This window comes from Cyclobacterium sediminis, from assembly GCF_054781075.1.
Genome location: NZ_BAAGVC010000003.1, coordinates 587,597 through 610,143 on the forward strand (window position 1 = coordinate 587,597; position 22,547 = coordinate 610,143).

Consider the following 22,547-nt stretch of genomic DNA (forward strand, 5'->3'; position numbering starts at 1 on the left):
TCAAGGGGTTTCTTTATTGATTAATCTGTCCTCCGGGCTCACTTCCTGCTCTTTCATCACAGCATCGTGGTAAAATCCCATCTTTAAATTTTTCCCAGGAAAGTTAGCTGTAATGGCTTGATTAATGGGTTCAAAAACCACTTCTTCAGGAATTGAGGTGTCGCTGGCCATGTACAGATTTAGCGCATATAACATTTGAGAGCCGGAGCTGAGCTGACCATTTACGATGATGTTGGAAAGTGAAGGATGCAAGCCCATACCTGAGGTTGTAGCTGAATCTGCTTTTTCCCCAATTTTAACCTGGCTCTCTACAAAGTCCTTGATTTTTTGGTCTATGGCTTCTACTTTCCACTCATTCTTGTTCCCCTCTTCATCATAAAAATCTACAGTTTCTATAAACTTGCCTGCATTCCTTTTTCCGGTAAGCACTTGAGCCATTTTACTGAAAGTCTTATCTTTCAACTCTTCCAGAAGCTTGTCTATCTGTGCATCAGTTCTACCGGGATGCATCTTCTCCAGTTTCTCCAGCTTGTCTTCCCAATAGCCCGCAGGACTATGTATATGATAAGCCGAGGTGATCCCGTTTTCACTGAGGTACTTCAGTACTTCAGGAATGTCAGATGAGCGCATGATCCAGTTAAGGGATCCGTAATAACTAGGTACACTATAAAAATTCCTACCAAAACTGTATTTGTTATGATACCCTATGGAAATTCCATGTCTGAAAGGTTTCCAAGGATCATGAACAGGATAGCTCGTAATACCGGTATGCAGGCAGTGATTCTGAAAGTCTCCGGTAAGGATATGTTTTACCGATTCCAGTCGCTTAGGTCCTACTTCAGGCCATTCCAAACGGGCATCAGTTCCTGGTATTACTTCCAGGTATTTAATTTTCCCTACACCTCCTATGCGTGGCCCTTTATTTCTTACCCGTTTTACGTATATGCCTTTCATATACTTAAATTCCACCATGGCCATATCCACATAGCGTTTGTAATTCCAACTGTCGAGCCAAGCCTGAATTTCTTTATCTTCCACATATTCCCGACTCACTTTTCCTTCCTTATAGATGACTTTGTACAGCTGGGGACCATTACCATATAGCAAACCCATTTCCCTTTCGAGTATGCCTGGCGCCAAGTTGTTTTTATCCATAATATCCCGGATAATCACCGGAAGATCATTATTCACGCCGTGAGGAACTATCTTTCTGCCATTGATGATAGCGGGATCTGCTTCCCAGTCTATGTTTTTTGACAATCCAACAAACTCATCAAAACCCGAAAATGGATTCTGCCCCATCACAAAGGCTCCTGCCTCCGTATTTAGCAGCCTGGTCTTACCTACTTCTTTCACTTTTTCAGCATTCTCTGTCATAGTAATGTAGTTTTTTGGCCGTTAAAGGTCATAAGGGCAGGAATGTAGAACCGCCTTGGCTCCAAGAGGTCTAAGTCTGTATAAGGTTGAAGAAGGTCTGCGTTTTGGATTTCCGATCGTGCGGATTTTGTAGTTAGCCTCCCATTGCGAACTTCCACTATGCCATCCGTAGTCTGTTTTTCCTCTGAATAGGACATAAAAGAAAAGGAAAAAGTCTTGCCTTCTCTTGAAAGCTCTCTCATCCTATTGATGGCCTCATATACCGTTAGCTTACTCATTAAGCTAATTTCGTGAGGGAAATGGGGTTTTGAAAGGACATTTTTTTATTATATTTAAAAATGAAGCATTTAGAATGGGATACAATATTACTGGCTATCGGACTTTTAACCTCGCTATTTTTTAATTGGAAGCAATACCAACGTAATAAAAAGAGAGATGCTATTGAAGATGAAGAAAGAAATAGGTCAAAAGAAAAAAAACTAAAATTCTATTTGGTTCAACAAGGGGTTGATCCATCAATAAATCAAAGCCATATAGAATTGTATTTTAAAGTTGAAATTTTCAATATCTCTGAAAAACCAATTCATATAAAATATGGTAAAATCGTATTTTTTGATAAGGGAATTCCTTCAGAACATACAATATTATTGTTAAAAGAAGACGCTACCTTTTTAGGAGAAACTATTTATCCAGGTAGTCCAGCAAAAAATACTTTGTACTTTGAATTAGAAAATAAATCAATCATTGAAACTGCATCAAAAAATCCTTTTAGAATAATAATAAAGGATGAAGTCGGTAGCTTCTTATCAAGTGAAGACATCCAAATTTTATTTTTAGATTAACTTCTCAAACTACCAAAACCCACATCAGCCTCCCTTCTCTAACATGCCTGCTCCCGTTGGTTACATCATAATATATTTATAATGCAACCAGTAATTGGTACGTTCAAATACTAAACTATGAATAGGGAGCTGTTCGCTCTTTTTGTCTTTGCCTTTGAAATTACAGTCTTGGTTAACTACTCTCCATAGCTCCCTAAACCTGCTGATAATATCATTTTCCTTAATTTACCCATATCTGAAAATTGGCATAAAAAAACAACCATTATTGTCTAAAAACAAAAAAGCCCCCATATTATATGGGGGCGAATGTCGACCAGATGGAGATAAATCCATACGATTACCAACAATTTTATACTTCCAAAACTAAATAAAACCTGCAAAAATTGACTACAAATTGAGGACCTGACCCGGTCGATTTATCCCCAAACTGGAAGCTACAATATAAACAAAATAATCTAAAATCCTAATACTACCTTTTTTCAACATTTTAAACGTCTTCTTCATAATAAATTTAATTTTAGTTGTTAAAAATTTTATTAAAATTTTGGAAAAAAATCTACATAAATATAGAATTATCATTGTTGGTATCATGTCAAGATCTTAATTCAATATTTAATAGTATATTGAATACAAATTAATGTGAAAAAAAGTTCAATCTATGCGTCAAAAACATTTAAACCTAACCCCTAACACTCGCAATTCCCACTTCAGGTTTCTTCGCTCCTCTTACATGTCTTCTCCAGGTTTTACGCATCATCAGATACTTAAAACTATCTGAGGGATTGGTACTCTCCAGAGGAAGGCGATGGATGGGAAGCTGTTCGCTCTTTTTATCTTTGCCTATAATATTTCTGCCTCGGTCCGTTCGCTTTTTGGTTTTGGCCAGTTGCAAGGAAGATCTCAATGGCTTACAGTGAAAATAGTCTATCATCACTTTTGGTAACTTGCGATTATGCCCTTGGAAAAGCTCCATCATAAAGTTATACTCTTCAGGCTGTCCAATATTTCCTTGCCCTTCACTCATCAAGATTACTTTCCAGCCGGTTGGCTTCCCCTCACTGTCTTTTTCCAGGGCATTCTTCAACTGAGTAGCCAGATCCTGCCCCGCCTTTTTATAGTTATTGGCGGCTCTATCATAATACAAATAAATGGTCTTTTCTCGATGGGGCCTGTAGAAGGCCAGAAACTTGTCTGCCAGTTCCCGAATCCACTCAGGTGAAAGCGTATAAATGAATTTCTGAACCCGATAAAACTTCCCTAATTCCTGAGCCAGGGTCATGGAATTCATATTACCAAAATCCAATCCCATGTCTATGGCTTTTCGGCGATCATGATACTTGAGGATTCTACAATCTTCTTCATCCTGAAGCCCAAAGCGTAATTCCCAGTCAGGACTGGTACCGTCCATATAGAAATGTCGTTCTCCTAGATTGGCATAGAACAACTCCCCTGTCTCAGGGCTTGGTTTCAAACTCAGCACTGTAGTCTTGGCGTCTATAAAATCATCATTAAAGGCATCTTCAAACCACTCGGGCGTTAAAATATCGACATTCACATAAGAACTGGCAATATAGAACAAGTGTTGGGCTTCTTTTACCAGACGGGTGGCCACCCATCTTTCTGTCCATCGCTGCCAGACCCTTTTCTTTTTGATGATTTCTTCAGTATCTCCAGACTCACAGGCAGCAAAGTATTCCCCAAGGGATTCATTGGCTACTATAGCTGTCTTGAGTACCCTTAACAAGGCAGCAGCATTCATCCGAGTCCCTCTTTCCAGGATCCAGTCATATTCTCCCACGTGGTCCACATTGGGCATATCTGTGGTGAAGGTATGCCCTCGATAGAATACAGAGTTACCATATTTTACACGCATCCCACGGATTGCTTTCTGCAGGTTCAAAATCCTTTCCTTTCGGAAGTACTTTACCTCATCCCCAAAGACATGCACATAGTTACCACCGGCCAATGACGCAGGACGATCCAGGGAACCAAAGGTGATGTTAAAACCGGTAAAAAAGGTAAAGGTATGATTGTAGCTGGCCAGTTCATTGTATGGTTTCCAAAAATGTTCTTTGATGTTTTCTGGCAAATCTGTCAATTCTTCGGGATTCACTTCCGGAGGTCGTTTCCCAATCACATAGTGTATATTCTCGATTAATCCTTTTGCCTTTAGGCCTTCTTTCACCGTTCTGAGTACGTTCTTTTGCAGGTTGGCATAGGTATCAGCTACCCAGGCAACCGGAGCCCCCGGCATATCATAGACCATTTCAATTAAACGCTCGACTTGAATATCTGTAGTCTTGGAAGATCCTCGACCCGCCACCATAGCCAAACTCTTAGGCAGAATCATCATGCACAACTGGCTGAGCCAGTTAGCAAATACCCGGTCAACTCCTTTACTCTCCGCCTTGGGCTTCCTTCTCCAGCTCATTAAGTCTTTCTTCTATTTTGATTTGCTCCATATTGGCTTCCATTCTTAATCGGGACTTTTCTCGTTCAGGGATTTCCAGGGCTTCAATCTGGCTGGCCAGCTCCTGCCGATTGATCTCCGGAAGCCCTACCACCGTTGAGTCAAGGGAATAATACCTGAGAGGCTTGAGATACACGCCTTTATCCAGCTTTTTAGGATCCTCCTTATCTAATCCTCGCATTTTGTACGCTTTCTCTGTCAGGTTTCCATAAACCTCCCAATCTTTGGAAGATTCAGCGTTATCTCTAACAATTAGTGCAGCCTCATCCATTTGGTCTGCATACATATTCCGCAGTGCTTTCTTCTCAACATTTCTATTGGTATAAAAAAGCGTAACGGCCTCATCGTACATTTCAGAAGCTCTCCTATGTTGTAAATTCCAGGGAGCCCTGGTAAAAAACTTTACCGTATTCCTACGACCATATTTCCGGCTCAGGGAGTTTATTAATGTCAGAGCCTCAAGGTAAATTTGCTCTTCATTTTTCAGATCATTTACACTGCCTCCCTGAATATAATTTTCCAGTTTACGGAGTCTATTTTTATCTAAGGCTCCACCAAAAATATCCATTTTGGAAATATTCCATCCCCTAGACCTTCTAATCTTGCCAAGCTGCTGAGAGGCTGTTACATTCCCCTTCTCGGCGTCCCCTAAAAGAGCCATCTGCTCTTTTGCCACTGACATTAGCTGTCCACGTTGGATATGGTAATAAACCTTACTATTTACATCTTGTGCCGTTTCTATAAAAAAGTATTTGTCTACGTCAAAGTAAAGCGACATTTGTTCCAGGCTATACCCTAAGGAAGCCAGGTTTTCCAGTTCGGCAATACGCTCATCATCCAATGGAAACGAAAAACTCATATTCAAAAATAAATGTCCTCCCTTGGTAAAGGAAGGACATCCGATTAATCTGCCTTTTGATTTTTTAATTCCCTACACTTTCTAAAAAAATCTTTGATGACCAAGAGATGCTGCACCTCATCCTTGCTCACATATCTATTCAAAATCGGAATAGAGCGAATCAAAACACAAATCTTCCCCAGGGTCAAGACATAGGGGAGAAAATCTCGCTCAAACATGTGTAATAATTCAACCTGTTCTCCTAATAGAACCAAACGCTTACGCCTTTTTTCTGCCATATCAAATTGCTGTTATAAGCCCGCAATATCTAGGAGACGGAAATTATGAGGATATTTTGGGCAATTTTTTTAGTCCTTTTTAACCGCCTACTCTCTTCATTAAACTATAAACCAAAATTAACCAACCATTAATCTTTAAACAACATTTTAATGTATATATTTTGCATTTTTTTTATTTTAAATAAATTTAACATGATCTTTTACTAAATTAATTGAATTATTTAATTATTAAATTTTTAGATGATTAACTAATACAATTCACAATTCAATACTCATTATACAGCTCATTCTAAACATATAAACCCCCTTATCATTAATAAATACATATTGTTCGTGCATAGCATTTTCCGAAAAATTCCCACTTCCCTCAATCACAAAATAATTCCCCTGGCTAGCAATGAGTGTAATTTTACTGTGGTTCCAGCAGTACTTTACTTCAAAGTCCCTTTCTCTTTTTTGCAATTCTATCAAGTCATATACCTTTGGCATTCTGTGCTTGATAGAATCAGATATGGACATGCTAATTTTCTTAATACTCCCCTTATCATACCATCTCAACAGACTGGAAAGAATCCTCTCATTTATAGAGTAAGTACTAAAGGTCAAATGATCTATTTCACCACAGTGCTTGATGACATAAGTAATAAATGTGAAAGCATTGAAACTTTTTAGTGTGTATAAAAAATAGGCTTCCCCACTTTCTGGCAAATTACCAATTAACTGCTTGAGAGAGGCTATTTTGGATAGGTGTTTGCTTTCAAATTTCGAAGAATGCAACATGGCCTTTTCTTCCTTGCCTTCTGTTGTCCTGGACGGAACCAGTTCATTGACATTAAATAATTTCATTTAAACTGTTTGATCAATCTCCTTACTTCCTCCAATTGACGTTTTTTAATCCGTATTCGCCTTTCTCTCTCCGCCCGGAGATGGGGTTTTCTGTTTTTTTTCAATTCATTTTCTATACGCCAAAGGTTATGCTCCAAGCGTTCTTCCATTTTGATAAGGTCTATCGGTCCCAATTCCCGAAGTTTTTCCAGAGCTTTCATTTCCTTAAAAACCGAATGTTTACCCAAGACAATACCATGCTCCTTGTAGTGGACAAATTCTGCTATGATCGCTTTGTTTTCCTTGTAGTTATCCATTAGCATTTTCACCGTGGCCAGTTGCTCCTCACGACTAACACAGTCGAAAAGCTGCTCATGAGCTCGAACATAGCTCCAATAAGCAGTGATCTTGTCAGCAGCTAGGACTTTAAGTTCAGGAGGACAGGCTGGATCAGAAAGAAAGGGCCAGTTTTCTCGGAAGGTTCCCTTCTCCTGCCGAATGCGTCTGACTTCGCTTAGGCTGATTCCAGAACGAAAGGCCAACTCACGAATTAAGATGGGGTAGGCCACTTGATGGTTGTGTCTGATAAGACTTGTGAATGGATGTCTTTCTCCAGCAACCTCAGCAAAAAGCCGAAGCCCCTCACTCAGAGGAGCTCCGGCCTTAAGCCATTGGTATACATTAGCCTTTTCCATTACTTTTCAAACCTACATTTGTCTGAAAATAAAACTTTCAATTGAGGCTCCACTGCTTTCCAACCAGCATCATTGTTATTTAACCACTTCCTTGTAGCTATTACTCGCTTAAGGATTTTGGGATCTGGATTGCCTCGATATACACTTGCACAGATGGATCCACTGCCATCATTTTTAGTAATGATCGGTCTGTAATCCGGAAAAATCGAATTAGCATAAAGCGAATAAATAAGGTGCCCCTCTTTATCACAACTATAGTGTGTAACCACCTTTGCCAAACTACTTTTTTCCATCACCACGGGCGTATGAGTAGCGTAATCAAAAGGATCAGTAATTCCCTCCTTTTTTAGGGCCTTTACTGTGTTTTGACAGTTTTCTGCATAAATACCATTGGCAACACCACGTTTTAAAAGTTTACCGTGTGCTTTCAATGTAATAATATCCGCAATCTCCACCGGACATAAGGTATAAATATCATCATTGGTCCAGATAAATACATCACTCACCTTATCAGAAGCGATTGCTGCTATCATCTTATGAGCCACATCTATCTGAGGGTTTTTGCTTTGTGGCTTGTGTGGAATGTGCTGCAATTCATTACTTGCCCAAGGTGGCTTGTCTCCAATAATCACCACATTTCCTTCAGAAAAATGCTTTGCCCAGGCGCGAACAGCATAGAGAAGCTCTTCACCTTTAGCCTTACCTGCCAGATAGGGAATCACAATACTTGTTGCATTAGCCTTTTTTACTGCAGCAGCATTCTGCGCATTGTCCACAGTCTTTTTTTTTGGTGTAGATTTCTTTGTACTGGCTTTGGACTTAGGTGCATTTTCAATTTTATCCTGCTCACTAGTTACAATTTCATCTACAGATGCTCCCTTTTTCTTTACATCTGTATCTTTTTTTTGATTCTTGGTATTCATAATATGTATTGGATTAAAATAAAAAGCCCTCCGTCCGGATGTCCGGGCCGGAGGGCTACGCCTGATTGATTTAAATTAGATTCCTGATCCACCGGATCCACTGCCATCTGACGGAGGATCATATACAGGGGGATCATCATGCCTGTAATGGATCATCTTATTGAAGGATTGCTGTCCTGAGGCGAAAGTAAGTGTACTGCTTATCCCTTCAGTGTTATCCTGACCTGTCACGGACATGAAGAGGGGATTACAAGGAGTCCCTTGAAGCCTTACACCTTTAGCATCACCACATTCTTTGCTCATGATCAAGAAACCTTCATTTAGGTGCTCCTGAAGCCATGCTGCAAAGTGCTCATCATCACCAGGCCGCTTTCCTTCAAAGTTGCTAATCCAACCTGCCATTTCCTCACTGGCTTCCCCTTCAGAGGAATCAAAGCGATTGATGGATTTTGGATTGAGGTATACAGCCATCCCTTTCTTGCCTTCCTTCATTACTATCGATGAGGTGGAGACCACACCATTTTTGGCTGGCATGGATTCCACCTCCTCAGAAAGCATGAATATTACATTAGGCTCCTTTGGCTTGGGAGAGCCTGCCCCCACTCTATTTTTTGGTATTGATACTTTTACGTAAGTCATAATTCCTCCTTTCTTTTAAATGCCTGCTCCTGCAGATCCACTACCAAAGCTATTAACTGACTTGTTAGGATCAGTTCCCTTGAATTGCTGAAAATCATCATGATCTCCATATACAGATGTTACCAAAGAATGCGGGTCGTATCCAGGCTTATGGTATGCAAATACCATTGGCCCATATTGATAACCTGCACCCATCCAGTACTCTCCAAATATTCTGGCTTCATAATCCTTTTTCTGGACATCATTCACCACGGCAGGCACCCCGTTGATGTGTCTCAACTTCACCAAATTAACAGGAGGCGTTGCAATTAGATCCGGAGAACCATACATGCCATCCACAGGTACCAAGTACTTATTAGAGAAATCAATAGCATTTGATCCAAAGTTGTGGTTTTCGGTCCCGGACTTTTCACCCCAAATGTTTTTGTAGGCCCTTCGATACCTTCTCCAAACGTCCTTAGAGCACAATACAGGGAAAACCATTGACTGAAAGATAGGTGCCATCCAAGCATCATACTCAGCAACAAATTCCAGTACTTCCTCATCAGTAGCTGTAAACCAATCGAAGTTGCCTCCGTCAAAGTAGTTCATTTTGTTAGGGTTACCTGCTTCAAAATTATCAGCCACAATAGTCTCGGCTCCATCCATGGATTTTTCAGGAGCTTGTCCTGGGTCCCCTTCGGAAACACCACTCCAAGGCAATTCCTCAAATCTCCCTTTCCAGATCATCCTTAATTCAATGTCTTGCATCAATTGAGGATAAATCAAGTTTTGCCAGATGTAGTAAAAAATTGGCATTTGATCTACTGCCAGATTTTCTCTATACAACTTGAAAATATAGGAAGTCAAAACATTTGAAGGAATAATCGGTACATTGAGCTTATGCCTTCGGTTTTGGATCTTCATTGGTTCGAATTTGGATTCCCCGCTTGGTGTCCATTTGTTCACAAACTGCTGTGAAACAGAAGTGATCAATGGCATAACAGACCTAAATTCAGTAACAGCCGGCTCTTCAGTGAATAGTTTTGAGGAAGTAAACCCATTGAAGATACTATCAAGCATTGCAAAATTATTCGACCCTTGACTCAGGTAAGTACCAAACTCAGACATCAAATCATCCACATTTATTGTGGCCCCTGCAGCCATGTATCCGCTCTTCAAGAAACCTGAAAGTGCCTGATAGTGGGGTTTGCTCATATCCACTTTCATAATGGACTTTACCCCTTGTTTTCTAGGCATATTTGTTACCAATGCCGTTGTTTCTGGTTCCGGATCATTACTTAGCTGTAGGATACTGGCTTGTAGCCTTTCTTTGTCTTTATTTGCCTGGTCCAGCTGTGTTTGTAGTGCTGTAAGTTGCTCACTGTTCTGGGTGGCATTGTGATCCGTTATCGCATCTAGGAGCGGTTGCGGATCCACGCTTTCCTGAGCCATGGCCTCCCTGAATTTGTCAACAAATGGCTGACCAAGCACATCGGCAATCACATTGCTTTCCTCTACAGAAAGTGTAAGGTTACCGGACTCATCTTTTGAGAATTCCTTGATCCCCAATAAGCCGAGTACAATGGCTTTCATTTTTTTAAACATGCTTTAAAAATTTATAGGTATTGCTTTACGTGAGACTTTGCCAGGGCTATGTCTATAGCCGTTGATTTGCTGCCTACTCTGTCTATAAGCCCGATTTGCAGGGCTTCGTCTGAGAAGTAAGTTTTACCATTGAGCATTCCTTTTGCGGAAAGATCCAATTTCCCTGCTCTATTTGTTTTGATGGCGTTCTGGAAACTCCTAGCAAGAGGATCCAACTCAGACTCTTTGATGAGATCATATTCGCCTTTAAGTGCCAGGTGAAAGGCTTCATTCTTGTTTTCGCTCTCTGAGCTGTAGATGTGATGTACTTTGATGCCTTCCTTTTCGTAGTATCCCTGCAAATCGTGAAAGGTACACATCACGCCAATGGATCCTACTTCCGAGCTGATATTGTTATCAGCGACGATGTAGTCACAAACAGATGCAGCCCAGTAGCCAGCCGAACAAGCCATGTCTACAGAAGCGACTACAGGTTTTCCGTTGGCTCTAGCGAGATTAACGGCGTCCACGATGGGTGCTATGGCATCCACACCACCACCTCCTGTATCTATGTCTAGGACGATGGCGCCAATATTCTTATGAACCGCAGCTGTTGTAATGTATTCGGCTATCTCCACCATGCCGTATTCGCACATGGTGCCGTATTTCATCATGTTCCCCTTGATGGGAACCATGGCCACGGAGCCTTCAGGAGCACCATCATAGATATTTCCGGAGTCCTTATCCTCTTCCCCCTCATCATCCAAATCCATCATCAGGCGGGAACTTTCCACACCTGAAATGCTCATGGTGGAGAGGTTGATAGACCTTTTTTGTCTGGAATTTCGATCCACCTTATTGAGTACCTCAGAAGCCTGCATTCCCAAGCCCAGAGCTATCTCCGGACGCATAAAATACTTACCCCGTAGGATCTGATTCATTAGAAGAAATTGCCAGTTAGCTGCTAGTTTTGTCATTACATGCTTGTTTGACACAAGTTTACCAACATACAATTTCAGGGCAAAGGACAGCCCTAGTCCATCAAATTAGACCTATGTAACCTATCTGACTCAGTAAGAACTCCTGAGTAGTAGCCAAAGGCAAGCACTTTATCTGAACCCTCGGATAGAATTTCATAATCTTCAGTTGGAGAAATGGACTCTTCCCCCATGTAGACTCCATCTTGATAAGTTTTCATTACTCCTGAGGCAGGAATGACATATTTCAAAATACATGACCTATTCCTAATTTCGAATAATGAATAAGGGCCGGATGTGTCGATAAGCCCTGGCATAGTGTACTGATCAGCAGGACGAGTAACCGGAGATCCAGTTGTGTTTATATAAGAGGTCAAATAATCACCTCTTTTATCGTCCACTAAAGAAACATAGACAGGGTTTCCAGATGAGTTCCTTATGTAAAATGCAGAATTAGAAAAAGAGGGGTTATGTTCCGTAATTACATTAACTTGGACCCATCCTTGCCCGATTTCCTTTCTTTCGAAAAATTCTATCTGATTATAAGCACCAGCCCCATTACCCGGCAGCCCATTTATAAAAAAGACAACATCATATGCCCCTGAACCTGATGTTGATTCACTGAAGTTTATACCTGCCCCGTCAGCTCTTTTAAATAAAGCTGAAACGGTATGTTTCCCATGAAATGTTAATTCTTGAATAGCATATGAATTATTCATTTCAAAACAATTTAAGTTACCCCATGGACTTGGTACTTGAACATCCCCTTGACTAACATCAATTTCGTTCGTTGACTCAACCTCCAAAAACACACCTTCGAAAATCCCCGTGTCCGGATTAAAAGTAAACCGGGGCTGATTGTCGGGTAGTTGGGTCTGTAATAATCTATCCCAGTCAAAGCGGCTTCCACCACCGCCACCAGTCACGGTTAGGTCAGGACCGATAAGACTATAAAGCTGATTTCCTTTATTTGCAAAGGGTACATTTAACATATCCCAGCCAAAAGCTAATATTTTATCCACTATTGGCTTTACGTCTGCAAGCCTAGCACCCATCTTGGCATCTGTAATCTTGACCCGTTTATAGGCATTGAATATTGCCTCTCCATACCTATCACTTAATGTTACGAACCTGATACCTCTGTAAAATACCTTACCGGGTACCGGCTCAGGATCTGGGATAGGATTGGGATCAGGGTCGGGGTCCGGATCTGTTTCAATGTATTCATAAGCACCAATAGAAGGAGCGCCTGGCACATCATTCCCATCAAGGTCAAATTCCAAATCAATATCCGTCCCTGCTCCAATCAAAACAGAACCTTCAGCTGGCCGGTAGTCCTTAGCTTGCATATTCTTAAAGAACGCCTCTTGCAGTGGAGAAATACTACTGATCACGAAGCCACCACCAACACCTACCAAGTTACCATAAACCGAGTTAATGATGGTTACAGGCGAACGCCTGTCTATAACTCCCGGAATGGTACAATTACGGATCTGGGTTCCGGAAGCATCGCCAAAAACAACTATACCAGGAGTATTCCCAAGGTTACACATTTCTATCAGCGTATTCTCTGCATCTTCATGAATATGGAGTCCAAAACTCACATTCTCGGAATTGATCACATCTATATGACTAAAGAAATTATCTCTAGGCACCTTATCCCCTCCATTGCTTACAAACTGACCAATATTTCGGGTACAACCGTCAATTAGGATATGCTTAAAGCCTGAGTTTTTTAACCGGTAACTATCATCCAGGCCGTTATGGGCCTCATGACGAAAAGGATTCATGGCATCACGGTAACCTTTCAGGTAGGCCCATTGGATGACATGTTGGGTGGCCCTGATCTGCATGCCTAAGCCACGTTGATTATCGCTTACTTGCTGATCAATATATTTCAGGTCAACGTAGGGAGCATTGGCAGGACTTAATGGCGTTTCTGTATCTGACAATGAAGTATAACAGCGAAAATTCCTTCCCATGATACCGCCCGATTCAAATTTAATCCCCCGGTATTTACTGTCATACGTTTCTATATCTTGAAAAAGTGCCTCAATATTTCCGGCCCCCACAGAACCTGGATTGTTTTTCACCCAGAAGAAGCCATCTTCCCAAACTGTTACCATGGAAGATTTAAGTCTGTGAAACCTCAATCCTTTCCCATACATTCCCACCTGATAAGGATACCAACTTCCATTTCCGTCAAAAGTGGTTTCTATATCCATGATCCGGACATTATAGGCAACCATTTCGGGGTTACTGGTAGCCGTATAACTCGTTCCGTTTAACCTGGAGTCCGAAACATCACAAAACCGCTCGCTTGTAGCGTTATTACTTCCATTTATTTTGGGTCTGTCACCTTTACCATAGGCCCCAAGCGTAATGTAGTCAGGCCTTACCCCTTCTACTAATGGGTTTCTTATTTTCGTCCAGTCTTCAAAGGTTTGTCCGCGCTTCCATAAATAATATTTTCCTGCGGTTCCCCATTCTATTAAGTCTCCTCCGTAAAAATGTGCCGACCATCCGGAGTAAGGATCTGCTTTGGTTCCCGATCCGGAGTTACCGCTTACCCCACTATCGAAGAAAACACAATCTGTTGCTGCAATTCTATCAATCTTGCAAATTGTATCCTGATAATAGGATTCAAATAGCTTCACCCTTACAGTAAGTAACCTTGATGATGTAAAGAGCGAAGCATTATCAATATAAAGTTCCCCACTGTTATGCCCGATCGAGAATGCACCGTCTCCATTACCTCCTACAATAGTAAATGTATAGGATCCATCCATGATTGAAGTGCCAAACTTTCTATTGTAAAATTTCTGGTGCGACCACAGAAAATTTACTTTCCCTACATTGTCATCGTTTTCGCAATTGTCCGGAAGTATATAATATTGATTGTACTCAGCAACGCCAGATGCAATTTCAGCTACTGTACGAATATCCTCCGTATGAGTGATGGGATGTTTAAAATTCATAATTACAGGGTGCTAAATACACGGTCTTCATTGTCACCTGTGTCACAACCGAACATGGCCACCGGAAACCCATTTATCATGGTCCAACCCATAGCTGATATTTTATTGGTAGTCCCTGAGGGGATCACTTCATAGGATTCCAAATCAGAACTACGGATAATAAAACCATTGGCACCATACAGGTACAGGTAATCGCCTATGACAGCCATTCCGGAGGTTTCTTGATTACTGTCTTCAGGAGGTAATTTCTCTTCCCATGTCAAGCCTTTATCTGTACTTACCGTCACATAGCCACCGGAAGATGTACCACCTCTCCGTAGAATAATTTTCCCCTTAAAAAATGCTACACCTGAAAAATACCTATTGGTAGAAGGTGAAGTGGAAGTAAACGTTTCTCCTAAATCATTTGAAAGCTGCACTCTATTTGTTCCATCACTGGAAACCAACACTACCGTGCCCTCATTATAGGCTACTCCTCGGAAAGCATTCGCTCCGTCTACTGTGGCAGCTAACCAGGTCACCCCATCATCAATACTATAAACTGCCTCACCTGTTCGGGCGCATGCTACCCATCTTCCATTGGCGATAAATGTGACATCAATAAATTCATAAGTACCGGGAGCTGTAATGGTGGTAAAGGTGCGTCCTCCATCTTCACTGCGCCGAATATTATCCGGGCCGCCAGATCTACCTACCAGAATGATGGTTCCCCAGTCTGAGATATCAAAGCCATAATACTCGAGGTAACCGGTATCCCCTCCTTCGAGGAAAACTTTCCCTTCCGAAGAAATGTAAAACCTATTGCTGCCACCTGAGCTACTTACCGCATAGAAATACCCATTCCTACCAATAATTTTCCTAAAGCTTACCTCCTTTGTGTCCGCAGTTTCAGAAAAAGTAAATACCTTGGCTTTCCGTCCTTGAATTGCAGATGCCTCATATTTCCACAAATCAGCCCCCGCCATAAATCCCATACCTTCCTTGCTAGGAACATCCTCTCTAATGATTTCCCAGGCACCTATTTCCTTATTATGAAAAAAATGAAGGTCATTCATTGGCGTACCTTGTAATGCTGATGAAGGGAGCTTTTCCTCTTCATTATCTATGGCTTTGAGCTTATCCACGATCATGGCACCGGTATCCGGAGAACCCGCAGGACCTTGTACCCCTTGAGGGCCTTGTGGACCTACCGGAAGAGGTTGGTCCTTATTGTATTTGCTCAAAATTAATTCTCTAAACATCTGAGCCACCATATTAGGATCTATGGTGTTTTCTTCGGTCTTATTACCGATGGAATTAGCCTTAGCAATTAGTTGATTGTCGGATAGCGCTGTCATGACTTTTTAAGTAAACTCTTGTGTAAATTCAGGTGTGAAAATCCCCGTTCCGCTAACATTGACAAGCTTGAACGGATAAGCCCAAAATTTATGGGTGAATTGAAGGTTTTTCTGTGTCAGGCTGTGATCCTCTGTAATAAATACAGGATGATCAATACTGCCTATAATAAGCGTAGGTTTGCCATCACTGAAATCCATTCGAATGATCACCGGAGCTGTTATCATTCGACGCTCTTTCAACCAGGTGCGAAAAGTACTGGTATAGCTTCGACCTGCTTTGCTATGTTCTTCACTGATGGTAAGATTAGGAGGCTTACTGATGGCCAGTTCTTGCCATGCAGCAGACACCATTACACCACCTACAGGACTGGAGCTATACTGCGCTACATCATTGATGGAAGCATAGCGCACCCTGCATATATGGTTGATTGGTCCTAGCATGAAATTATTTTTTAGGCGATTCCCCGATTTTTACGAAATATTTTATAATTAATTAATAAGAATATCCTCCATTCCTCTTTCAATCTTCTCATTCCTGTAGTATGCTTTTCGCACGAGCATATTACATCGCTGCTTTAGCAACTTCATCTCATCCCTATATTCTTTCTTTTTTAGAGTCTCATGGTCATGTAGTAAATTGGCAAGCTTCCTGGTTACAATGAAGGACTCAATGATATCCTTTTGTAACATCCCCAATTTTTTCCCCTTCAGGTAATAGCGGTCAAAATCTATGTGAAAAAACACATCTAAAAGGTCATTGATCCTTACAAGATCTTCTCTGGAATAGTATAAATAGTAGTTGGACGCATTTTTAAGACCATCTGAACGAGGAAGAGTCAATTGAACCGCATCAGGAAGGTGATTAGGTTTCTCGCTGGTATACCGCACGAAACTACAAAGCACCTTACCAAAATCGCTGGTACGACCCACAGTATATATTCCCGAATCATCTTTTGGAAAAAGAAAATCAAGATATGCCAGCAATAAAGGCTTGGAGATGGTGAGCTGAATGTCCATTGTTTTTTTTAACAATTTAATCAATTCTCCCATTTATCGCAATATTATCTCTTTTTGAGAAAATAATATACAAAAGTTCAAAACAGACTAATATAAATTAAGCTAGAAAAATATGTAACCCTGTATCCATGTAGCCTTTTGATTCTATTATCTTATTTTTCAAGAACTTACCAAGTTACATTTTGAATCATAAAAAGATGTGGCCGTTACAGATTTTTGTAACCTAAAATTTGGTATTTTTTGGTTACAAACATTTTTGTAACCTATCGCTTTTTGTTACTAAAAATAATCACTGTTTGTAACCAAATATTTTGTTGATTTTCAGGGGTATTTATATAGTTTTCATTCTTTAGTTACAGAGTTACAAAAATTTAGTGTAAATTAAGATTTTAATGGGGGAAGGAAAGGCAGAAAGGGCGGCCATACTTGGTCCTTGATCCATAAACGGCGTCCCTCCCGGCTCCTGGGAGAGGCGCTGATCAGAGCCGTAATTGCAGCACTGTAGTAAAGACTAAACTATATTGTAACCGGGCTGTTAGCCGTCCGGGATCAGTGATGATCAGTACGACTGGGAAGGGAGCGAGTGTGTTATGATGTTACAGTTATTTTATTTACCAATAGAGCCAGGAAGAGGGTCAAGAGATTGTTTAGTAACCTATCAAATGAGAAAAAAAGGTTTTCAACCAAGTAGCTATGGGTAATCACTCAACCCGCTTGTCTCCACCAAATTATTAAGCTGAAAAATTATGAAAAAAGGGATTTTACATTTCGTGTTATTTTGTTTGACTTTTACAGCTTATTCCCAAAATATAATTAATATTAAGCCTTTTTATTATGTATCTCACAGTATTTCAAAAGATAAAGCAACCTCGTTTAAAAAAGAGGAAAATAATTTACAGATTGAATTTGACGAGGAGATTATCAAATTCAGAAGTCATCCGAACCTTGCTTATGAAATATTAGAAACTTCAAAAATAACAAAATCTTATATTATAGGTGAAAATTTGGAAGGTCATTTTGTTTTCTTGGATAGACTTAACAATCAATTATATTTTATTTTTGACAGCAGTAGAGATGAGGACTATACATTTATTTTAGCACTTGGAGAAGGTAGAAATGTGATGATAGAAAATGCTAATAATATGATGAAAAAGATAAAGAATAACCAAAGTTATAGAGATTGTATCCTTTACCTGATTAATCAACAAAAGAAATATGGTTTTTAAAACAAGCGAAGTATCATAGTAGCAATTTTATTATTAAGAGTTTACAATAAGATTTTAATTTTGATAAAATCTTTTGGCAGTTATCGTAAAAAATTATAAAACCAAACTAACAGCTTTACCCTTATTAGCATAGCAATTAAAGTTAATACCATATAGAAATTATAATGAAATCAAAATTAATTCATAATAGAAAACTAATTTTGGAACTGCGTTACGACCCAGTGCCTGCTATTATTGACAAGAGAGGTCAATTTTCTGATAAACTCATTGAAATTCCAGAATTGAATTGTAAATCTTGGAAAATATCGAATGATACCATTGAAGCTTTCAACGCTGAGAATCAGAACAATATTACAAAAAGGGTTTTCATAGGTATGAATCGTCTATCTTTCATTGACGAATATGCGATTGAACATGAAACGTTCTATGAAACGTTTCTTAAAATTTTTGAAGTCTTTACCTCCCTTCTTAAAAAGCCAACAATTAGAAGAATTGGCTGCCGAATAATGGGTTCCTATAAACCTGAAAATGGTAATATCAATACTCCTGTAGGTAAGTTTCTTCATGTTTTTAATGATGAGGCTTTGATTAAAGACTTTCCTGTAAGAGATATTAGTTTGACCATAACTTATTCTTCAGGTCGATACACAATTGGGCCAATTCGTAAGGACGATAACTGGGTTCTTCAAAACTTCAGACACGACAAGAAAGTTGAAAAAGGAGGGTTTGCAATTGATACAGATAACTATGCTATTGACAACACTAGTAAAAGCGGTATTAATAGTAATGAAACAAAGAATATCTACGAAACTTCCATTCAAGTAGAAGAAACATTATTTACTAAACTTTCCAGCATTTATGGGTAAAGGGAAAAAGGAAAATGAGGTTATTAGCCTGAAAAAAAGATTAATCAATCTCGAAGAGAAATATGGTTTCAATTACAACAGTGAAACTACTCCTGAGGTAATTCAACAACAGGATTCACCAGTTTACCAAAAGAAAAACAACTTTAATAACGAACAAACCAACTCAAACCCTGAAAAATCTGTTTCAATTGAAATAGAGTCTATAAAGAATACCATTGATAACAAGGTATCCGAGATAAGAGGTGAAATTCGAGAAGAATCAAATTATGTACGTGGAAGATTCGATACAATTGCTGAAATGATTAGAACCGAAGGGATCGATTTACGAACGATGTTTGTCTCTAGAAGTCTCTTTTTTTGGTTGATTGGAATCCTTATTTCCATACTTGGGGCAGTTGGTTATTTCGCATATTCAAACCTCGATAATGATGTCAAAGAAATCAAACAAGATGTTAAAGGGATTAGAAAAAATTTAGATGAAGGTCCGAATTTGAAGAATAAGGGATCTCAAAATGAGACTGAAAATTAAAAACCCTAATGAGTAACCCAACCTGCTCTAAATAGCTCAGGTTGTGATTCTCACGACCGGGGCCCTAAAACACGGAGCAGGCTATACGGGTCGCGATAAAAATTCTGGACAGACTTTATCCAGCGGTCCGTAAAGGATATGAATACTGCTCTTTTAACCAATATTACCCATTCCCTACTTCTAAAATAAGGCTACGTATGGGCAATTTATTGAATCTTCACTTCACCTTACAGTCAGTCATCGTCCGAATGTTTATGCGGGCGAGCTTTAGACCTCTTTAAATCCTATAGCTCGTTACCGGCAACTACTATGACCTCAGCCGACTTCTTGGCTAATAGAAACCAAATTTATTCCAAGACCTCCCTCCGTAAGGTGATATCCTTGTGTCTAACACTTCCTTACCTACCATTTGAACACTTCCTTATTAATGCTAAGATCTCGGCGTGATGTGGCTCCTCGCCAGATCTCATGGCTCCAGTATATGGTTGCTGTCAGTCAGTATAGAAACCGGAGTCTGGCTCACTTCCCTGCATACCTCACGGCAAACCAGCTTTTCACTTGCTTGACTTCGGGCAACGACTCCCGCACCTAACGGACTCTTATCCGTTGCAAAGGTCAACTTTTTGACCTACATTCATCATTCAATACATACACAAGGGCTATAGGAAATGCGGCTGACTACTTAAAAATGAAGATATTACAACTTAATAACATTCGATCTGGCGGACATAGAATCGGTTTCAAAACCCCGTACTTGCCAGAGCCACTAGTCACAATACATGAGTTACACTAAAAAACATAGTAAACACGGAGAGCTCTATGGAGCAGTTTTAATTCTAGAAACGGAATTAAGAAGCTTTGTTGATTTCTTAGCTAAAGACTTTGTCGAAATTGCTATAAACGGAAAAACAAAAGATGGAACCAATATCAATTTTTCCGATTTAAACGAATTCATATCGTATTCCAATTTTGAAAAGAGAAAAATTGTTGAATTTGAATTAACATGCTCAAATGAAGAACAATCCGTAGACATAAAATTTCAAAATGATAGATTTTTCTTTAAACCAAAGGTTATATCTTACTATCTCAGATATAACAATCAAAACTGGGGCTTCAAATTTGAAGATGACTTAAGACAAGAACTTAAAGAGTTTCGACCATATTATAGTTTTCTGACTTACCTGGATCTAAAAATGGGATTACCGCTATTATTAGTTGCTATTGCAATTCTATTCTTCTCCGTAGATTATCTTTTAAAAGTTGCTGGCTTAACTGGCTTAACTAACACTGACTATAATAATTCTGGAAGTAATAATTCTAGTTGGATAGTTGGTGTAGCGTGGTGGATTCCAATTTACTTATCTGGTTATTTCATCAATTTATTTAGGAACTTTCTATTCCCTGTTCTATTCATTGCAACAGGTAAACAGGTTAAAGAATATCGAAAAAGGAGAAATATAGCTTATGTGATTTTTGGAGTAGTCCTATTGGGAATTGCTATTAATATAATATCTGATCTAATAACCAACGCTACCTAATCGTGTAGACGGCCCGTAAGATTCCTCTGAAGGGAAGTGTCTCACACAACACCCTAAGTACAGGCCTCTTATACGGCGGTTCATCGGATTATGGGTTGCGTTTTGAGGTAATAGGAAAGGATGAATTTATATCTATTTCTTCTCAGACATGACAGTGTAATTATTCAAGTCACAAATTACCGCAAAGGTTGTGATCTAGGGTTAAAAGACATCCTACACTATCAAAAAATCATTGTGGCTCTAATGGGAACGGATAGACTGATGAAGGAGATTGACAAAGTTAAATTTGTTAATTTTTAGACAAACTCTAATAAGTTAAACACTTCTTTAGAAGATATTAACTATGCGGATTAAAACCTAAGAGTTATGCTACAGATTGTAAAAAGACAAGCGTCTCCTAGTGAGGCAAAAAACCTTGACAATTTAATAGGTAGTTTTTTAAAAGAGCTGGATGAGTTAGATCCAAATACTCCAAAAAAAACTTTAGAGATTTGTCATGTTGGTAAATTCTTAATGTTATTTAATGCTAATTTTCAGATCGATTCAGTAGGTGAACAGCCTGATTTTATAATTAAATCTACAAACAATAATTTTATTGGATTGGAACACGAAATTCTTTTGGATCACTCTCAAAAGAAAATTGAAGGAAGCTTTGAAGATATTGTTAAAATTGCTGAAAATAAATTTAAGGAGCGATTTCCTACCTTTAAGTTTTTAGTAAACATCAGGGTGAATATTAAAAAAAAACTCAATAAAAAGAATAAAATATTTTACGCAGACTCTATAGTAACCATCGTTGAAAAACACCTAATCCATGGAAAATTTGAAAGAAACGACTTAGTAAATAGAATTACTTGCCAGGAAGATTCAAATTTAACGTTTAATAGCATTCCATCTGGAGGCTTTATTAAGAAATCTTTAAAACCTGAACATTTGATTACGGCAATACTTAAAAAAGAAAGTAAACGTCAAAAATACATCAATAACACAGGTCTAAATCAACAATGGTTATTAATTGTTATAGGTAGCGCAGCAAAAAGCTCATACGAAATCTTACAAAAATTTGATGAAAATCTTTTAATAAAATGTGGGTTCAACCGGATTTTCATCTTGGAAGATTTCAATTCAAGACTCTTTGAACTTCAACTATAAGGAATCAAGCTTTCTTCAATAGCATTTAAACTCATCCAGATAATTGAAAAACTGAAACAAGTATTACAATTACCAATAAAACAGCCTGAATTATTGCAAAACTGGTAATAATAGCTAAGCCCAAGATTCTTCTTTCATACCTGGTAAGCTCTTTATCTTCTCTTTTCATTATTTTATGGGTTACAGGGTTACGAATTGTTTTTCTGGTTTGAAATGCACAGGTGATTAGGAGCTTTCGGCTATATTCTGAGAGGTTTGCATAAATATTTTCCGCTGCTTTATCATCCTGATCAGCCAGAGCTTGTCTGTCTGATCTGAAATCACACGGGTAATTACCGCAGACTCGCCCTCTAGGAGTTGGAAGTATACCAGCCCCTTTTTCCTGGTCTTGGTTTGTTTGTCGACAAACTCCTTTATCGACATTACCGGTTTAAGTTTTAAAGTTATTTCCAT

23 protein-coding genes are annotated in these 22,547 nt (G+C 39.3%); 6 read left to right on the forward strand and 17 right to left on the reverse strand.

The genetic code is table 11. From position 1 onward, the window contains the following. Positions 1–1,377, reverse strand: coding sequence for a hypothetical protein (locus ACYVHJ_RS04840; RefSeq protein WP_460513048.1), 1,377 nt, complete (start codon positions 1,375–1,377; stop codon positions 1–3). Further along, positions 1,374–1,655 carry a hypothetical protein gene (locus ACYVHJ_RS04845; RefSeq protein WP_460513050.1) on the reverse strand — a complete coding sequence of 94 codons (282 nt, stop codon included), beginning with the start codon at positions 1,653–1,655 and terminating at the stop codon, positions 1,374–1,376. The genes ACYVHJ_RS04840 and ACYVHJ_RS04845 overlap by 4 nt, the downstream gene beginning before the upstream one ends. Positions 1,656–1,715: 60 nt before the next feature. Between ACYVHJ_RS04845 and ACYVHJ_RS04850 the strand changes: the two genes are divergently transcribed. Beyond that, a complete protein-coding gene (locus ACYVHJ_RS04850) occupies positions 1,716–2,219 on the forward strand; it encodes a hypothetical protein (RefSeq protein ID WP_460513052.1) in 504 nt (167 codons plus the stop codon). Positions 2,220–2,898: 679 nt separating this feature from the next. Here the strand turns inward: ACYVHJ_RS04850 and ACYVHJ_RS04855 are convergent. The 13 genes from ACYVHJ_RS04855 to ACYVHJ_RS04915 all read right to left on the reverse strand — a co-directional run bounded on the left by ACYVHJ_RS04855 (position 2,899) and on the right by ACYVHJ_RS04915 (position 16,783). Then, positions 2,899–4,650 (reverse strand): hypothetical protein, encoded by a 1,752-nt coding sequence (locus ACYVHJ_RS04855; RefSeq protein WP_460513054.1) that lies wholly within the window; start codon positions 4,648–4,650, stop codon positions 2,899–2,901. Further along, positions 4,616–5,548, reverse strand: a complete 933-nt coding sequence (locus ACYVHJ_RS04860; protein ID WP_460513057.1) for a hypothetical protein — start codon at positions 5,546–5,548, stop codon at positions 4,616–4,618. Before ACYVHJ_RS04860 ends, ACYVHJ_RS04855 begins: the two co-directional genes overlap by 35 nt. 44 nt (positions 5,549–5,592) lie before the next feature. Beyond that, the gene (locus tag ACYVHJ_RS04865; protein WP_460513059.1) at positions 5,593–5,826 is read right to left on the reverse strand and encodes a hypothetical protein; all 234 of its coding nucleotides are present in this window, start codon (positions 5,824–5,826) and stop codon (positions 5,593–5,595) included. Between the two features lie 258 nt (positions 5,827–6,084). Continuing rightward, a complete protein-coding gene (locus ACYVHJ_RS04870; protein ID WP_460513061.1) occupies positions 6,085–6,672 on the reverse strand; it encodes a phospholipase D-like domain-containing protein in 588 nt (195 codons plus the stop codon). After that, complete coding sequence (locus ACYVHJ_RS04875) at positions 6,669–7,346, reverse strand: hypothetical protein (RefSeq protein ID WP_460513063.1); 678 nt, start codon at positions 7,344–7,346, stop codon at positions 6,669–6,671. The genes ACYVHJ_RS04870 and ACYVHJ_RS04875 overlap by 4 nt, the downstream gene beginning before the upstream one ends. After that, positions 7,346–8,269: a hypothetical protein gene (locus ACYVHJ_RS04880; RefSeq protein WP_460513065.1), complete on the reverse strand. Its 924-nt coding sequence runs from the start codon at positions 8,267–8,269 to the stop codon at positions 7,346–7,348. Before ACYVHJ_RS04880 ends, ACYVHJ_RS04875 begins: the two co-directional genes overlap by 1 nt. Positions 8,270–8,344: 75 nt before the next feature. After that, positions 8,345–8,908, reverse strand: coding sequence for a hypothetical protein (locus tag ACYVHJ_RS04885; RefSeq protein WP_460513067.1), 564 nt, complete (start codon positions 8,906–8,908; stop codon positions 8,345–8,347). Positions 8,909–8,923: 15 nt separating this feature from the next. After that, positions 8,924–10,495, reverse strand: coding sequence for a hypothetical protein (locus ACYVHJ_RS04890; protein ID WP_460513069.1), 1,572 nt, complete (start codon positions 10,493–10,495; stop codon positions 8,924–8,926). Positions 10,496–10,506: 11 nt separating this feature from the next. Then, the gene (locus ACYVHJ_RS04895; protein WP_460513071.1) at positions 10,507–11,451 is read right to left on the reverse strand and encodes a S49 family peptidase; all 945 of its coding nucleotides are present in this window, start codon (positions 11,449–11,451) and stop codon (positions 10,507–10,509) included. A gap of 56 nt (positions 11,452–11,507) precedes the next feature. Then, a complete protein-coding gene (locus ACYVHJ_RS04900) occupies positions 11,508–14,429 on the reverse strand; it encodes a phage head spike fiber domain-containing protein (RefSeq protein ID WP_460513073.1) in 2,922 nt (973 codons plus the stop codon). Between the two features lie 2 nt (positions 14,430–14,431). Next, positions 14,432–15,766, reverse strand: a complete 1,335-nt coding sequence (locus ACYVHJ_RS04905) for a WD40/YVTN/BNR-like repeat-containing protein (RefSeq protein ID WP_460513075.1) — start codon at positions 15,764–15,766, stop codon at positions 14,432–14,434. Between the two features lie 6 nt (positions 15,767–15,772). Next, the gene (locus tag ACYVHJ_RS04910; RefSeq protein ID WP_460513077.1) at positions 15,773–16,207 is read right to left on the reverse strand and encodes a hypothetical protein; all 435 of its coding nucleotides are present in this window, start codon (positions 16,205–16,207) and stop codon (positions 15,773–15,775) included. A gap of 48 nt (positions 16,208–16,255) precedes the next feature. Next, positions 16,256–16,783 (reverse strand): hypothetical protein, encoded by a 528-nt coding sequence (locus ACYVHJ_RS04915; RefSeq protein ID WP_460513079.1) that lies wholly within the window; start codon positions 16,781–16,783, stop codon positions 16,256–16,258. A 746-nt stretch (positions 16,784–17,529) separates the two neighbouring features. Between ACYVHJ_RS04915 and ACYVHJ_RS04920 the strand changes: the two genes are divergently transcribed. The 5 genes from ACYVHJ_RS04920 to ACYVHJ_RS04940 all read left to right on the forward strand — a co-directional run bounded on the left by ACYVHJ_RS04920 (position 17,530) and on the right by ACYVHJ_RS04940 (position 22,094). Beyond that, positions 17,530–18,009 (forward strand): hypothetical protein, encoded by a 480-nt coding sequence (locus ACYVHJ_RS04920; RefSeq protein WP_460513081.1) that lies wholly within the window; start codon positions 17,530–17,532, stop codon positions 18,007–18,009. Between the two features lie 164 nt (positions 18,010–18,173). Next, the gene (locus tag ACYVHJ_RS04925) at positions 18,174–18,875 is read left to right on the forward strand and encodes a hypothetical protein (protein WP_460513083.1); all 702 of its coding nucleotides are present in this window, start codon (positions 18,174–18,176) and stop codon (positions 18,873–18,875) included. Continuing rightward, on the forward strand, positions 18,868–19,404 hold the full coding sequence (locus ACYVHJ_RS04930; RefSeq protein ID WP_460513085.1) for a hypothetical protein: 537 nt from the start codon (positions 18,868–18,870) through the stop codon (positions 19,402–19,404). Before ACYVHJ_RS04925 ends, ACYVHJ_RS04930 begins: the two co-directional genes overlap by 8 nt. 779 nt (positions 19,405–20,183) lie before the next feature. Next, positions 20,184–20,942, forward strand: coding sequence for a hypothetical protein (locus ACYVHJ_RS04935; RefSeq protein WP_460513087.1), 759 nt, complete (start codon positions 20,184–20,186; stop codon positions 20,940–20,942). Between the two features lie 366 nt (positions 20,943–21,308). After that, a complete protein-coding gene (locus ACYVHJ_RS04940) occupies positions 21,309–22,094 on the forward strand; it encodes a hypothetical protein (protein WP_460513089.1) in 786 nt (261 codons plus the stop codon). Between the two features lie 31 nt (positions 22,095–22,125). Here the strand turns inward: ACYVHJ_RS04940 and ACYVHJ_RS04945 are convergent, their stop codons facing one another. Both ACYVHJ_RS04945 and ACYVHJ_RS04950 read right to left on the reverse strand, forming a co-directional pair. Then, positions 22,126–22,263: a hypothetical protein gene (locus ACYVHJ_RS04945; protein ID WP_460513092.1), complete on the reverse strand. Its 138-nt coding sequence runs from the start codon at positions 22,261–22,263 to the stop codon at positions 22,126–22,128. A gap of 56 nt (positions 22,264–22,319) precedes the next feature. Continuing rightward, the gene (locus ACYVHJ_RS04950) at positions 22,320–22,547 is read right to left on the reverse strand and encodes a hypothetical protein (RefSeq protein ID WP_460513094.1); all 228 of its coding nucleotides are present in this window, start codon (positions 22,545–22,547) and stop codon (positions 22,320–22,322) included.

Bases quoted from the DNA above. Each gene is read 5' to 3' on its own strand.
- ACYVHJ_RS04840 (WP_460513048.1), bottom strand. From the start codon at position 1,377: ATGACAGAGAATGCTGAAAAAGTGAAAGAAGTAGGTAAGACCAGGCTG.
- ACYVHJ_RS04845 (WP_460513050.1), bottom strand. From the start codon at position 1,655: ATGAGTAAGCTAACGGTATATGAGGCCATCAATAGGATGAGAGAGCTT.
- ACYVHJ_RS04850 (WP_460513052.1), top strand. From the start codon at position 1,716: ATGAAGCATTTAGAATGGGATACAATATTACTGGCTATCGGACTTTTA.
- ACYVHJ_RS04855 (WP_460513054.1), bottom strand. From the start codon at position 4,650: ATGAGCTGGAGAAGGAAGCCCAAGGCGGAGAGTAAAGGAGTTGACCGG.
- ACYVHJ_RS04860 (WP_460513057.1), bottom strand. From the start codon at position 5,548: ATGAGTTTTTCGTTTCCATTGGATGATGAGCGTATTGCCGAACTGGAA.
- ACYVHJ_RS04865 (WP_460513059.1), bottom strand. From the start codon at position 5,826: ATGGCAGAAAAAAGGCGTAAGCGTTTGGTTCTATTAGGAGAACAGGTT.
- ACYVHJ_RS04870 (WP_460513061.1), bottom strand. From the start codon at position 6,672: ATGAAATTATTTAATGTCAATGAACTGGTTCCGTCCAGGACAACAGAA.
- ACYVHJ_RS04875 (WP_460513063.1), bottom strand. From the start codon at position 7,346: ATGGAAAAGGCTAATGTATACCAATGGCTTAAGGCCGGAGCTCCTCTG.
- ACYVHJ_RS04880 (WP_460513065.1), bottom strand. From the start codon at position 8,269: ATGAATACCAAGAATCAAAAAAAAGATACAGATGTAAAGAAAAAGGGA.
- ACYVHJ_RS04885 (WP_460513067.1), bottom strand. From the start codon at position 8,908: ATGACTTACGTAAAAGTATCAATACCAAAAAATAGAGTGGGGGCAGGC.
- ACYVHJ_RS04890 (WP_460513069.1), bottom strand. From the start codon at position 10,495: ATGTTTAAAAAAATGAAAGCCATTGTACTCGGCTTATTGGGGATCAAG.
- ACYVHJ_RS04895 (WP_460513071.1), bottom strand. From the start codon at position 11,451: ATGACAAAACTAGCAGCTAACTGGCAATTTCTTCTAATGAATCAGATC.
- ACYVHJ_RS04900 (WP_460513073.1), bottom strand. From the start codon at position 14,429: ATGAATTTTAAACATCCCATCACTCATACGGAGGATATTCGTACAGTA.
- ACYVHJ_RS04905 (WP_460513075.1), bottom strand. From the start codon at position 15,766: ATGACAGCGCTATCCGACAATCAACTAATTGCTAAGGCTAATTCCATC.
- ACYVHJ_RS04910 (WP_460513077.1), bottom strand. From the start codon at position 16,207: ATGCTAGGACCAATCAACCATATATGCAGGGTGCGCTATGCTTCCATC.
- ACYVHJ_RS04915 (WP_460513079.1), bottom strand. From the start codon at position 16,783: ATGGACATTCAGCTCACCATCTCCAAGCCTTTATTGCTGGCATATCTT.
- ACYVHJ_RS04920 (WP_460513081.1), top strand. From the start codon at position 17,530: ATGAAAAAAGGGATTTTACATTTCGTGTTATTTTGTTTGACTTTTACA.
- ACYVHJ_RS04925 (WP_460513083.1), top strand. From the start codon at position 18,174: ATGAAATCAAAATTAATTCATAATAGAAAACTAATTTTGGAACTGCGT.
- ACYVHJ_RS04930 (WP_460513085.1), top strand. From the start codon at position 18,868: ATGGGTAAAGGGAAAAAGGAAAATGAGGTTATTAGCCTGAAAAAAAGA.
- ACYVHJ_RS04935 (WP_460513087.1), top strand. From the start codon at position 20,184: ATGAGTTACACTAAAAAACATAGTAAACACGGAGAGCTCTATGGAGCA.
- ACYVHJ_RS04940 (WP_460513089.1), top strand. From the start codon at position 21,309: ATGCTACAGATTGTAAAAAGACAAGCGTCTCCTAGTGAGGCAAAAAAC.
- ACYVHJ_RS04945 (WP_460513092.1), bottom strand. From the start codon at position 22,263: ATGAAAAGAGAAGATAAAGAGCTTACCAGGTATGAAAGAAGAATCTTG.
- ACYVHJ_RS04950 (WP_460513094.1), bottom strand. From the start codon at position 22,547: ATGGAAATAACTTTAAAACTTAAACCGGTAATGTCGATAAAGGAGTTT.